8 protein-coding genes are annotated in these 13767 nt (G+C 64.6%); 4 read left to right on the top strand and 4 right to left on the bottom strand.

Annotation, left to right across the window (positions count from 1 at the left end; genetic code table 11):
* Positions 1 to 42 precede the first annotated feature (42 nt).
* Genes otsB through OVY29_RS00530 form a run of 3 tightly spaced genes read left to right on the top strand, consistent with a single transcriptional unit; the run spans position 43 to position 3946 of the window.
* Positions 43 to 774: a trehalose-phosphatase gene (gene otsB / locus OVY29_RS00540; RefSeq protein WP_313910635.1), complete on the top strand. Its 732-nt coding sequence runs from the start codon at positions 43 to 45 to the stop codon at positions 772 to 774.
* The gene (locus OVY29_RS00535) at positions 771 to 2552 is read left to right on the top strand and encodes a glycoside hydrolase family 15 protein (protein WP_313910634.1); all 1782 of its coding nucleotides are present in this window, start codon (positions 771 to 773) and stop codon (positions 2550 to 2552) included. The genes otsB and OVY29_RS00535 overlap by 4 nt, the downstream gene beginning before the upstream one ends.
* The gene (locus tag OVY29_RS00530) at positions 2549 to 3946 is read left to right on the top strand and encodes a trehalose-6-phosphate synthase (protein ID WP_313910633.1); all 1398 of its coding nucleotides are present in this window, start codon (positions 2549 to 2551) and stop codon (positions 3944 to 3946) included. The genes OVY29_RS00535 and OVY29_RS00530 overlap by 4 nt, the downstream gene beginning before the upstream one ends.
* A gap of 7 nt (positions 3947 to 3953) precedes the next feature.
* Here the strand turns inward: OVY29_RS00530 and OVY29_RS00525 are convergent, their stop codons facing one another.
* Positions 3954 to 5672 carry an arylsulfatase gene (locus OVY29_RS00525; RefSeq protein ID WP_313910632.1) on the bottom strand — a complete coding sequence of 573 codons (1719 nt, stop codon included), beginning with the start codon at positions 5670 to 5672 and terminating at the stop codon, positions 3954 to 3956.
* A 217-nt stretch (positions 5673 to 5889) separates the two neighbouring features.
* Between OVY29_RS00525 and OVY29_RS00520 the strand changes: the two genes are divergently transcribed.
* Positions 5890 to 8718, top strand: coding sequence for a TonB-dependent receptor (locus OVY29_RS00520; RefSeq protein ID WP_313910631.1), 2829 nt, complete (start codon positions 5890 to 5892; stop codon positions 8716 to 8718).
* Positions 8719 to 8802: 84 nt separating this feature from the next.
* Here the strand turns inward: OVY29_RS00520 and OVY29_RS00515 are convergent, their stop codons facing one another.
* Genes OVY29_RS00515 through OVY29_RS00505 form a run of 3 tightly spaced genes read right to left on the bottom strand, consistent with a single transcriptional unit; the run spans position 8803 to position 13614 of the window.
* Positions 8803 to 10257 carry a sulfatase-like hydrolase/transferase gene (locus OVY29_RS00515; protein WP_313910630.1) on the bottom strand — a complete coding sequence of 485 codons (1455 nt, stop codon included), beginning with the start codon at positions 10255 to 10257 and terminating at the stop codon, positions 8803 to 8805.
* Between the two features lie 16 nt (positions 10258 to 10273).
* On the bottom strand, positions 10274 to 12277 hold the full coding sequence (locus OVY29_RS00510) for a glycoside hydrolase family 2 protein (protein ID WP_313910629.1): 2004 nt from the start codon (positions 12275 to 12277) through the stop codon (positions 10274 to 10276).
* A 32-nt stretch (positions 12278 to 12309) separates the two neighbouring features.
* Positions 12310 to 13614, bottom strand: coding sequence for an MFS transporter (locus OVY29_RS00505; RefSeq protein WP_313910628.1), 1305 nt, complete (start codon positions 13612 to 13614; stop codon positions 12310 to 12312).
* Between the last annotated feature and the right edge of the window lie 153 nt (positions 13615 to 13767).

Raw genomic sequence — 13767 nt, 5'->3', positions numbered from 1 at the left:
CGATGGTTGACCCCCGCATCCTTGGCCTCTAGCCTTGCTGCGATGCACAAAAGGGACCATCTGCCGCTTCCGCCACCGCTTACGCAATGGGCGGCACAGCAGCCGGTGGCGCTCTTTCTGGATTTCGACGGCACGCTAGTCGACATCGCGGAAACGCCGGACGCGATCCTGGTCCCCGACGGCCTTTTACGACGGCTCGAAGCCTTGGCGGCGCGCGTGGATGGCCGCCTCGCGCTGATCACCGGGCGGTCGCTTTCGGACATAGGCGGGCATCTCGGGCGCGGGGCGATCAGGATCGTGGGTTCGCACGGCGCCGAACAAGGCGATGCCACTGTGCCGGCGGTCACGCTATCCGGCGATACAACCATGGCAATCGCGTCGCTCGCGGCGCGGTGGCCCCACCTGCTTGTCGAAACCAAGCCGCACGGCATGGCAATCCATTACCGGCAGGAACCACATGCCGAGGCAGCCGTCTTTAGCGTCATGGACGATATTGCAGAGCGCGAAGGTCTGGCCGTGCGGCGAGGCAAGATGGTTGTCGAACTGGGACCGGCCCAAGCCAATAAGGGACGGGCGGTGGCGCGGCTTCTGGACCAGTCGCCCTATGCCGGCGCCACGCCGGTTTTCATCGGAGACGACATTACCGACGAAGACGGGTTTGCCGCCGCCGCCGCTGCGGGCGGACACGGCATCCTCGTCGGCGCGCCGCGTCCGACCATCGCCCATTACCGGCTTCCCGGCACCCGCGAGGTCTATAATTGGCTGGGCCTGTGAGCGATCTGTCGCTCTGGCCGATCGGCAATTGCCAGGTCAGCGCCCTCGTCGACAGCGCGGCGGGGCTCGTATGGGGATGCGTTCCGCGGGTCGACGGCGATCCCGTCTTCTGCGCCCTGATGAACGGCGAGCGGCAGGACGAGGGGGTGTGGCGTTTCGCGCTCGAGGGACAGGTGCGCGCCACCCCGCGATACAGCCGCAACACGCCAATCCTCGTGACGCGCCTCGAAGCCGCCGATGGCAGCGCGGTGGATATTATCGACTTTTGCCCGCGCGCAGAACGCTCGGGACGCATGTACCGGCCGGTCGCCTACACGCGCATCGTCCGCCCCGTTGCCGGCAGCCCGCGCGTTCGCATGAACCTGTCGCCGATGCGCGGCCATGGCGCGGAAACCGCCCCGACGACGCGTGGTACCAACCATATCCGCTATCTAATCGGCAATCAGCCGCTCCGCCTGACCACCGATGCGCCGGTCGGCTATCTTATGCAGGAGCTCGCATTCCGCGTCGAATCCGACCTCCATTTCTTTCTCGGCCCCGACGAGCCCTTTACCGGCAACGTTCGCGAATCGGTGCGCGGGATGGAGGAAGCGACGGGTCAATATTGGCGCAGCTGGGTGCGCGGGCTCGCGACACCCATGGACTGGCAGGATGCGGTGATCCGCGCCGCGATCACGCTCAAGCTCTGCCAGCATGAGGAAACCGGCGCGATCGTCGCCGCGCTGACGACCTCGATTCCCGAAGCCCCGCACAGCGAGCGCAACTGGGACTATCGCTATTGCTGGATACGCGACGCCTATTACACGGTGCAGGCGCTCAATCGACTCGGCGCGCTCGACGTGCTCGAAAAATATCTCGCTTACCTCCGCAACATCGTCGATCGCGCCGCAGGCGGGCAGATCCAGCCGCTCTATTCGGTGATGGGCATCGCCGAACTCGACGAGGGGGTTGCCGAACATCTCGCCGGTTATCGCGGCATGGGGCCGGTGCGCATCGGCAACGCCGCCTATCAGCAGGTCCAGCACGACGCCTATGGCCAGATCGTGCTGCCGACCGTGCAGGGTTTCTTTGACCAGCGCCTGTTCCGCATGGCCGACGAGCGCGATTTCGAAAGCCTCGAAAGCGTCGGCGAGGTCGCATGGGCGATGCACGACCAGCCCGATGCAGGACTGTGGGAATTCCGCACCAAACAGCTCGTCCACACCTATTCGGCGGTGATGAGCTGGGCGGCGTGCGACCGGCTCGGCAACGTTGCGGCGCGGATCGGCAAGCCCGACCGCGAAGCCTATTGGAACGACCGCGCTGCGAAGATCCGCGAAACGATCGAACGCGAGGCGTGGGATGAGCCTGCCGGCCATTATGGCGCCGCCTTCGGCCATGCCCACCTCGACGCCAGCCTGCTCCAGATGGTCGAGCTGCGCTATATCCGCGCCGACAACCCCCGTTTTCAGGCGACGTTCGCCGCGATCGAGAAGGCACTGCGCCGCGGCGAACATATGCTGCGATACGACAGCGAGGATGATTTCGGCCTGCCCGAGACCGCTTTCAACTTCTGCACCTTCTGGCTGATCGAGGCGCTGCACCTGTGCGGGCGAAGCGACGAGGCGCGCGAACTGTTCGAAAAGATGCTCGCGCACCGCACCCCTTCGGGCTTGCTCTCCGAAGATCTCGATTTCGAGAATGGCGAGCTCTGGGGCAACTTCCCGCAAACCTATTCGCTCGTCGGCATCATCCATTGCGCCGGGCTGCTGTCGCGCGGCTGGGACACGGTGCGATGAGCCGGCTGATCGTCGTCTCGAACCGCGTGTCGGTCGCGAAGGGCCGCGGCGCGGCGGGAGCGCAGGGCGGGCTTGCGGTCGCGATGAGCGCGGCGCTGCACAAACGCGGCGGGATATGGTTCGGCTGGTCGGGAAACGAGGTCGAACAATTCACCGGCCAGCTCACGATGGAACGCGTCGACGGCTTCACCACCGCAACGGTCGACCTCGAACCCCATGATGTCGAGGAATATTACAACGGCTATGCCAACCGCACGCTGTGGCCGCTCTTTCACTACCGCATCGACCTTGCCGAATATGAGAATGAATTCGGTCGCGGCTATGAACGCGTCAACGAGCAATTCGCGAACAGCCTCTTTCCGCTGATCGAGAAGGACGACGTCGTCTGGGTGCAGGATTATCACTTCCTGCCGCTCGGCGAACGGCTGCGCGCGCACGGCGTGCAAAACCGCATCGGCTTATTCCTGCATATCCCCTGGCCGCCGACCCGCCTGCTCGTTTCGCTCCCGCATCACGAGCGGCTCGTCGCCGCGATGCTTCGCTATGACGTCATCGGCTTCCAGTCGGTCGAATGGCTCGAAAGCTTCCTTCACTATTGCCGCAAGGAGCATGGCGCCGAGGTCGACGAGGACAGCGGCGCGGTCCGCATCGGCAACCAAAGCACCATCGCACGCGCCTTTCCCATCGGTATCGACCATGCCGAATTCATGGCGCTCGGCGAAACCGAGATCGCCCGGCGATCGCAGCAGCGGCTCGGCGGCAGCGCGCGCAAACGCACGATCGCGATCGGCGTCGACCGGCTCGATTACAGCAAGGGGTTGCCCGAACGGATCGACGCGCTCGAACGGCTGTTCTCCAGCCATGACGACATGGTCAACCAGCTGCTTTTCGTCCAGATCGCCCCGCCCTCGCGCGAAGACGTCCGTTCGTATCAGCAAATCCGCGCGACGCTCGAGCAGAAAACCGGCCAGTTCAACGGCGCGCATTCGGACGTCGACCTCGTCCCGATCCGATACGTCAACCGCGGTTTCGGGCGGGCGGAGCTGTTCGGCTTCTATCGCGCGGCGAAGATCGGCCTCGTCACCCCGCTTCGCGACGGGATGAACCTCGTCGCGAAGGAATATGTCGCCGCGCAGGATCCCGAAGATCCGGGCGTACTCATTCTCTCGCGTTTCGCGGGCGCGGCCGAACAGCTGACCGATGCGCTGCTCGTCAATCCGCACGACGGCGGCGAGGTCGCCCGCGCGATCTGGACCGCGATGCAAATGCCGCTCGCCGAGCGCAAGGCGCGCTGGGAAAAGCTCTACGCCGTCGTCCGCGACGCCGATGTGATCGGCTGGGCCGATGATTTCCTGGCGGCGCTCACGCAGGATATAGCCTCGCCAGCGACGTAAAAGCCTCCTATTTCCCGATCTGCGCATGGGGCAGTTGCGGAACCTCCGCGCCCCCCCAGATCTGACGCTCGCGCCCTTTGAGGTGCGGGTCATAAGCGTCGCTCCAGGCATCGACAAAGCTGCGCGCCGCCCAAGCGTCCCATTGCTGCGCCATCTTGCGCACGCGATCTGGCTGGCTCGCGGCGAGATCGTGCATTTCGGTGCGGTCGGCGGTCATGTCGAAGAGTTGCCAAGGCTTCTCGAAGCCCGCGACGAGTTTCCACTTGCCGTCGCGGACGGCGCGGTTGCCCTCATGCTCCCAGAAAATCGGCTTGCCGCGCGTCAGCGCCTCGCCGCGGAAGGCGGGGACCATCGAACGCCCCTCCATCGGCAGGATCGCATGGCCATTGAAGGATTTGGGATAGGTGGCGCCGGCGAGCTCGACGAGCGTCGGCATGACGTCGATCAGATGCCCCGGCTCGCGCACCAGCGTGCCGCGCGCCTTCGCCGCGATCCCGCGCGGCCAGTGCGCGATCAGCGGCGTCGCGATCCCGCCCTCATAGGTGTGGTGTTTGTAATATTGGAAGGGCGCGTTCTGCAGCGTCGCCCAGTTCATTCCGGTCCAGACCACCGACTGCGCGCTGCCCGGCAGACCTTCGCCCTTAAGACGGCCGTCGGGGCCGCTTTCGGCGGTGCCGCCATTGTCGCTCATCAGGAGGATCAGCGTATTGTCGAGCTCGCCCGATTGCCGCAGACGATCGACGAGCGTCCCGATCGAGCGGTCGACGCGGTGGATCACCGCGGCATAGACCGCCATCATCGTGTCGAAGCGATCCTTCTCCGCCGGTGACAGCTTGTTCCAGTCGTAGCTGCCCGGCAGCGCGGCGGGCAGTTCGGCGTCAGCGGCGATGATGCCGAGCTGCTTTTGCCGCTCGAAGCGATCGCGGCGCACCGCCTCCCAGCCCTGCATGTACCGGCCCTTGAATTTCGCGACATCCTCGGGCGGGGCCATCAGCGGGAAATGCGCCCCGACGAAGGGCATGTAGAGAAAGAAGGGTTTGCGCTGTTCGCGCGCCTCGCCGATGAACTTCACCTGCCAGTCGACGAACATGTCCGACGAATACCAATAGCCCTGCCCGACGCGCGGCGAACTGGCGGGCACGCGCTCGCCGTCGATATAGACCGATTTTGCCAGGGGTTGGGGCTGGTCGCGGTAATATAGCTCGCCCGAAGGCGAGGTCAGCGAGCGGTTGAAGCCGCGCTGCCACGGGCCGACGCCGCGCGAGATGCCGAGATGCCATTTGCCCGCCATCGCGGTGAAATAGCCCGCCGATCGCAGCACCTCGGCCAAAGTGACGACGCGATCGGACAGTTTGCTGTGCAACCCCTTCGAGCCCGGCACATGGACCGATTCGAGATGCCCCAGCCCCGCCTGATGCGGATAGGTGCCGGTCAGCAGCGACGCCCGCGACGGGCTGCACCGCGCATTATTGTAGAATTGCGTGAAAGCGAGACCGTTTTTCGTCAGCGCATCAATGTTCGGCGTCGGAATTTCGCCGCCGAAGCTGCCCATGTCGGAAAAGCCGACATCGTCGAGAAGGATCACCACGACGTTCGGACGAGTCGGTTGCGGACGGGCCGGCGCCGCCTCGGCCGCGATCGCGACCGACGGCAAGGCGGCGGTTGCGATCGCCGCGGCGGCGCAGCCCGCACGGGCCAAAAGGCGGGCAGCAAATCTGATATTCACCGAGCACTCTCCCTATTCACCGATTTATCATATATATATTGACTTTGTTTGGCCCGTTGGTCAACGTCCGCGGCGAAGCGTCGACGAAAAGGGTGCGGAAGAGCTGGGTAGAGTCGGGTTTGCGGCCGGAGTGCCCCCGCCGACTCATCCACGGCCCGCCTCCTGTTTGCCGGCGCCAAGGGCAAAAATGCCTGCGCACGGAACTGGGAGAGGGAAGATGAAGAAGCAGACAGGTTTTGCGGCCGCCGTGTCGGTCATTGCACTCGTCGCGAGTGTACCGGCGTGGGGCCAGTCGACCGACGCGGACGGCACCGTCGCCAGCGACACGCTGGTCGACGCGCCGCAGGAAAACACCGGGGATGCGATCGTCGTCACCGGCATCCGCCGCTCGCTCGAGCGCGCCGCCGATATCAAGCGCGAGTCGGTGCAGGTCGTCGATGCGATCGTCGCGCAGGACATCGGCAAGCTTCCCGATCCCACCACTGCCGCCGCGCTCCAGCGCGTACCCGGCGTCCAGGTGTCGGTAAACCGCAACAACGAGCTCGGCGATGTGCGCGTCCGCGGCCTTCCCGACGTGCTCACCACGGTCAATGGCCGCGAGGTGTTTTCGACCATCGGCCGCAACTTCGACCTGCAGGACATGCCTGCCGAAGCGCTGTCGCGCGTCAATGTTTTCAAGTCGCAGACCGCCGAGCTGACCGAAGGCGGGCTTGCCGGGGTCATCGACCTTCAGCTCAACCGTCCGTTCAATTTCAGGGATCCGACCGTCGTCCTTGGCGGCCGCGCCAATTACGGCGATCGCGTCGACAAGATCAATCCGCAGTTCAGCCTGCTGGCGACCGACCGCTGGGACACCGGCATCGGAGAGATCGGGGCGCTGATCAACGGCACCTATTCGAAGTCCGACTATTATCGCGCGACGACCGTATTGTTCCAGCGGCGCAGCACCAACACCGCGCCGTTCAACACGCCGGGCTATGTCATCCCCGGCATCCTCCAGAATTTCCCGCAACAAGGCTTTATCGAGCGGCACCAGTTCAACGGCGCGCTGCAATGGCAAGCCTCGCCGTCGCTCGAAGTCTATGCCGAGGGCTTCTATACCTATTTCCGCGACCGCGGCAGCCGCAACGGTGCAAATATCCAGCCCTTTACCAACGGTACGACGATCACCGACGTCACCCCCGGCACGAGCTGCATCAACACCTATGTCCGTTCGAACGGCAACAACCCGGTCATCCAGACCGACGCCGAGGGCAACAAGTCGTGGACGCTGACCCAGGCACAATTGGATAACCCGGTCGAGCTGTGCCAGCCCGAAAGCATGACCTTCGTCAACCTCGTGTCGAACCAGACGACGCAGGCGCGCGACCTCAACCAGCGTAACAAGCAGTTCGCCGGCGGGCTGAAATATGAAGAGGGCCGACTGAACGCGGTGCTCGACGTCGCATACCAGACCTCGAAATACGAGCTGCAGAATATCACCTCAGACATCGGCCAGCGGCTGCCCAGCCTGACCGTGACGATGGATAACGACGGCCACGCCGAATATACGGTGCCCGGCGATGCCCTGCTCAGCCGCGACAATCTTTATATCCGCAACGCGCTGATCCAGAATTTCACCGAGAACCGCGGCAAGCTGTTCCAGGCCAAGGGCGACGTCGATTATGATCTCGACGGCTTCCTGTCGAATATCGCGGTCGGTGTTCGCTACGCACATCGTTCGGCCGAAGAGCAGGCGGTCAATCTCAACACGGCGACGCCCGGCGGAAATATCGGGACGGGGAGCGAGGCGACCGCGGTGCTCGTCTCCGATACCGGACTGCCCGACGATTTCCTGGTGCTCGGCTCGCGCGCACCCGACCTCAACAATGGTTCGCGCTTCTACATCCCCAACCCTGATTTCCTCCTCTCGGAAGACGGGCTCGACGCCGCGCGCGCCTATTTCGGATTGCCGGCGGGCCGGCCCGACTTCGATCCGGGCCGTGCGTTCGACGCGAAGGAGGATACGCTCGCCGCCTATGTGCAGGGCAAATATGAAACCGACCTGTCGAACAGCATCACATTGGATGGCGTCGTCGGGGTGCGCTATATCCGCACGAGCCGTACGATCGGCACGTTCGTGGAGGCGGAGGGCGGCGAATATGACAGGCTGACCGCCGACTCGGTCGATCACGACTGGCTTCCCAATGCGACGGCGCGCTTCCGGATCGGCGACAATATCCAGGTCCGCTTCGGCTATGCCAAGTCGCTGCGCCGCCCGAACTTCGAAGCGCTCAACCCGGCGATCACGCTCAACCAGTCGAACAACCCGCTGGTTCAGAGCACCGGCAATGCGGGCAACCCCGACCTCAAGGCGCAGAAGTCCGAAAGCCTCGACGCGACCTTCGAATATTATTTCCCCAGCGGCTATGTGGCGATCGCCGGCTATTACCGCGACATCACCGATCGCGTCATCACGAGCGGCGCGGTCGAGATGATCGATGGCGTCGATTATTCGGTGGCGCGCCCGCGCAACGTCGGCCAGGCGACGCTGAAGGGCATCGAACTCAGCACCCAATATTTCTTCGACTTCCTGCCCGGCGCGCTGTCGGGGCTGGGGGTGCAGGGAGCCTTCACGCTGGCCGATTCCAAGGTCGGGGGCGACGATCCGCTGGCAGGCTATCCGCTTCAGGGCGTGTCGAAATACAACTACACCGTCGGCCTGCTGTACGAAAAGAGCGGGATCAACGCGCGACTGGTCTATACCTATCGCTCAAAATATCTCTCGCTCGACGCCACCGGCCAACCGACGCTGCGGCCCATGACCGAAGAGACGATCGCTTCGCTCGAAGTGCCAGCGCTCGTCACCTACGCGCGCGGGGGTGGACGGCTCGATTTCAACATCGGCTATGACATCACCGACCAGATCCGCGTCGATGTCGGCGGCACCAACATCCTCGGGAACAACACGTCGACCTATTACGACTATCCCGGATATACGAATATCAACAACGAGATGGCGTATGACGAAACGACCTATTCGGTGGGCGTGCGCATCAAATTCTAGAGGAAATGCGCGGCGGCAGCGATCTGCCGCCGCGCGCTCCTGTCATTCGGTCGGCCCCGCGCTCCATGCGACGGGGCCGCTTTCTTATCGGCGCAGCGTCGCCATCCACGCCTTGAGCTTGGCGAGCAGGCGGTCGCGGACCGCGGGTTCGCTTGCTGCGACATCGTTCGCCTCGCCAGGGTCGCGTGCCAGATCGAAGAGCTGCGGGCTCGCCCCGCCCGCCTCGGCAAGCAGCTTCCAATCGCCTTCGCGGATCGCGAAGGGCGGCGCCTGATCGCGCTCGAGCTCCGGCTGCGGCGGCTCTTTCGCCGCGCCTTCCTTGCCATAGGCCCAATAGAGATCGGGCCGCTGCGCGATCGCGCGGCCCTGGATCACCGGCGACAGGTCGACCCCGTCGACTCCCGCCGGTGCCCGCGCGCCGACGATGCGCGCGAGCGTCGGCAAGAGGTCGACACCCTGCCCCACCGTCCGCTCGTCGCGATACCCCGCCTTAGTATGGCCGCGCCAATAGAGGATTAGCGGCTGACGAATGCCGCCTTCGTAAAGGCTCCATTTGCGACCGCGCAGATTTCCAGTGCTGCCCGGCGCGACTTGGTCGTCCTTATAATAGCGCGGCGACGATGACGGGCCATTGTCGCTGGTGACGATGACGAGCGTATTATCCATCTCGCCCATCTGGTCGAGGCGGTCGAACAGGCGCCCAAGCGTCTTGTCCATCTTGACCAGCGAGGCGAGCATCCGGTCGTCATCGGAAGACGTGCCCTTGCCCATGACGTCCGCAAGGCTTTCGTCGTCGGGCGCCCAGGGATCGTGCATATCGTTGAGCCAGAGGTTCACGAACCACGGCCTCTCTGCATGCTGCGCGACGAAGTTGACGGTCATGTCGGCGTAGAGGCCGGTGAGATTGGTCTTCAATTCCCAAAAACGCGGCCCTTCGCCGAGTTTGTCCGACTGCTCGGCGAGGAAGCGTTCTTCGTCGGACACCAGCACGCGGGGCCCGAGCCCTTCGAAGGTCGTGAAACTATGGTCGAAGCCATAGGCCGTCGGCCAGGGCGCATCACCGATGTCGCGCCCGCCGCCAAGATGCCATTTGCCGATATGCGCGGTGTCATAGCCGGCGCCCTTCAGCAACCGCGCGATATTGGGCAGCTTGGGGTCGAGCCAGTCGGCCTGACCGACCGATCTATTATAGGCGCGGTCGCTGACATAGTTGACGAAGCCGACCTCGGCGGGAAAACGCCCGGTCAGAAAGCCCGCGCGCGAGGGGGAACAGATCGGCGCCGCGTCATAGAATTGCGTCATCAGCACGCCTTCGCGCGCGAGACGGTCGAGGTTCGGGGTCTGGACCTTTTGGTTCCCCATCGCCGACAGGTCGCCGAAGCCCATGTCGTCGACGAGCACGAACAAGATATTGGGCTTGCCCGCTGCGGGCGGAGCGGACCTGTCGGCAGCGGAAGCGGTCGCTGGCGCCGCGACGCCCATCAGCGCCGCGAGCATGGTGGTCGCGGCCCAGTGGGCCATCGTGGTGCGTCGTGCCATCGGCGTTTCCCCTGCCTTATTTATCCTCGAACAGCGGCTTTGCGATCTCGGCGAAATCCTCGACCGGCAGCTTCGACACCGCGCGGTCATAGGTGAGGAGACCGTTGAGTTCGCCCTCGACGTCGCTCGTTTCGGTATAGACCGACGCCGCGAGCCCCAGCTCCTTCGCTTGGCGGATGATCTCGTCGAACTTGATCTTGTAGCGGCGGCGATAATCTTCCTTGTCGGTCGCGAACTGATAGATGCGCGCGTCGCGGTCGGTGAACCACAGATGCCCCGGAATCGGCAGCCCGACGCCGCCGAATTCGCCGGTCACGATCGGGCGGTCGGCCTGCGGCGCGGGTTCGACGGGCACCTCGTCATAGGTGTGGATGTCGTAGACGTCCGACCCGCTTCCGGGCACGTCGAACCAGCCGCTCGCATTATTGACGAGGCGGCTCGGGTCCATGTTCTTGGCGATGCTGCCGACGGTCTTGACATCGTACTGGCCCCAGCCCTCGTTGTTGGTCACCCACATCACGATCGAGGGGAAGGCGCGGAGCGCGCCGATCATCCGCGCTAGTTCGGCCTGATATTGCGCCATGCCCGCCGAGGTAAAGGTCGCCTCGCGGTCGCTCGGCCGCCGCACCGCCTGATCGCCGAACGCGCCCGAGGGCATGTCCTGCCAGATCAGGATGCCGAGCCGGTCGGCGTCGTGATAATATTGCGCGGGCTCGACCTTGATATGCTTGCGGAGCATATTGAAGCCGGCTTTCTTGAGGAAGATGATGTCGCTGCGCGCGGCTTCCTCCGACGGCGGGGTGAGCAGGCTTTCGGGCCACCAGCCTTGATCGAGCGTGCCATTGTGGAAGAGCGGCTTGTTGTTGAGCAGCAGCGCCATCTTGCCGGTCTTGGGATCGATACCGGTCGAAATCTTGCGCATCCCGAAATAGCTTTTGACGCTGTCGCTGGGCGCGCCGGTGACAGTTGCCGCGGCATAGGCTTGAACCTCGCGCTCGGTCATCGGCGGCAGCCCCGTCCGGTCGTTACCCGCCCCCTTCGGTGGAGTCACTTTCACGAGTTCGGCGGTCAGATCATAGAGGTAGGGATCATCGGGCGACCAGAGGCGCGCATTTGGAATCTTGAGCACGCCCTGCCGGTTGCCGCGGATGATCGTGCTCGCGATCACCTTGCCCTTGTCGCGCGCAGTGATGCGCACGGCGTCGCTGGGCGTCGCGGTGTTGCTGAGCGCGACGTCGACCGCCAGCTCGCCCTTATCGATGTCGGGCACCGCGCGCAGGTCGGCGATATGGAGGTCGGCGACGGGTTCGAGCCATACCGTCTGCCAGATCCCGCTGACCGCCGTGTACCAGATGCCGCGCGGTTCGAGCGTCTGCTTGCCGCGCGGCTGGTCGCCGGTCGAGGTCGGGTCGGTCACCTGTACGACGAGTTCGTTCGCGCCGGACCGCAGGTAGCGGGTGACGTCAAAACTGAACGGGTCGGAGCCCCCCTTGTGGCTGCCGACGACGACGCCGTTGACGAGCACCGTCGATTCGAAATCGACCGCGCCAAAGTGGAGCAAGGTGCGCTGGCCCGGCCATTTGGCGGGCAGCGTGAAGCTGCGCTTATACCAGAGCCGGTCGTCGGGCATCAGCTTGCGCGCGACGCCCGACAATTTCGATTCGACCGCGAAGGGCACGAGGATCTTGCCGTCCATCGCCGCGGGCTGCGGTTCGTTCGCCGGGCGGATCGCATAATCCCAATGCCCGTTGAGATTCATCCAGGTGTCGCGTTCCATCTGCGGGCGCGGATAGCTGCGCCACGCATTTTCGGGGGTCACCTTGCGGCCCCATTCGGTCATGATCGGGCCGACATAGGCGGGTCCGCCCTCGGTCGTGCCGGGCGCTGTGTAGCCCGCGGTATTGATCGCCGAATTGGCGGGTTTTTTCGGCGGCGGCGCTGCGGTCTGCGCCAAGGCGGCACCGCTGGCGCTGCTTGCCAAAACGGTGGCAACCACGAGCAGCTTCGATACGGACTTCATCGGACCCTCCCAATTTATATGATCAATGTGTTTTATAAAGAGTCACCCGCCGTGGCAACCGGAAATCGGTCACGGTCGCCGCGCGGAATGCGCCGTTCGATCAGGAAGATCGCCGTCGTCGAAAAAGCGAGCATCGCCGCGAGGAAGATCATCGGCGCCAGGTCGCTGCCCGTCGCATCGCGGATTTTCGGCACGACCGCTTGCGCAACGAAGCCGCCGAGATTGCCGACCGAATTGATCGCCGCGAACCCCGCCGCCGCCGCCGCACCCGTCAGGAAACGGCCCGGCAAGACCCAGAAAAAGGGCTGGCCGGCAAAGATCGCCGCAGCGGCGATGCACAGCGCGGCGAACTGAAGCACCGGCCACGGCAGGACGACCGCGAGCACAAGGCTCAGCGCTCCGACGAGGGCGGGCCCGACCATGAAGCGACGCGAGCCGGTGCTCTGCGCCGCCCGACGCGGAAGCCACCACAAGGCGGCCGCGACCACTAGCCAGGGAATGACGTTGAGCAAGCCGTTCACGGCATCGCTCACCCCGAAGCCGCGAACAATCGTCGGGAGCCAATAGCTGAGGCCGTAAGCCGAAAGCGGAAAGCCGAGAAAGGCGATGCAAAGCAGGATGACGCGGAAGTCGCCGAGCGCGCGCAGCGGGTTGGCCTGTTCGCGCACGCCGCCTTCCGCGGTAAGCGTCTCGGCAAGCCACGCCTTTTGCGCGTCGGTGAGCCACCGGGCTTCGGCGGGGCCGCGCGGCAGGCGCGCGAGGACGACGGGTACGAGGAGCACCGCCGGGATCGCGGTGACGATGAACACCCATTGCCATCCGCGCAGGCCGGCCACGCCGTCGAGCTCCAGCAGCAGCCCGCCGAGCGCCGCACCGACCGCGTTGGCGAAGGCACTTGCGATCAGGAACAGCCCGATCGCCCGCGCGCGCTCGGCCTGCGGAAACCAGAGGGTCAGCAGGTAGAGCACCCCTGGGAAGAAACCCGCCTCGGCCACCCCGAGCAGAAAGCGGAGAATGTAGAAGCTCGTCGGCGCCCAGGCGAACCCCAGCGCGAGCGTTACGAGGCCCCACGCCCCGATGATCCGCGCGAACCAGATTCGCGGGCCGACGCGTTCGAGAATCAGATTGCTCGGAATCTCGAAGATGCAATAGCCGAGAAAGAACAGCGCCGACCCCAGGCCATAGGCGGCCTCGCTGAGCCCGAGATCGCCGACCATCTGGAGCTTGGCATAGGCGACATTCTGCCGGTCGATATAAGCGACGAGGTAAAGCAGGCACAGCAGCGGCATCAGCCGCCAGGTGATGCGCCGTACGGTCGCCGCGCCGATATCGTCCATCTCCGCCTCTCCCTGCCGGCGCCTTTTCGCGCTTTCTGGCGGTCGCGCCGCCCTACCCTCTATTTATACGATATATATGCTTCCTATCGACGCAAATCGAATCTATCAATGGGGCATCGGTTGTGATGCGGGGGCGAACCGGCCCTCGCCAAA

Origin of the sequence: Sphingopyxis sp. SE2 (assembly GCF_032227185.1) — a bacterium.
In the GTDB taxonomy this organism is placed as follows: domain Bacteria; phylum Pseudomonadota; class Alphaproteobacteria; order Sphingomonadales; family Sphingomonadaceae; genus Sphingopyxis.
This window is presented reverse-complemented; position numbering and strand designations above follow the sequence as displayed.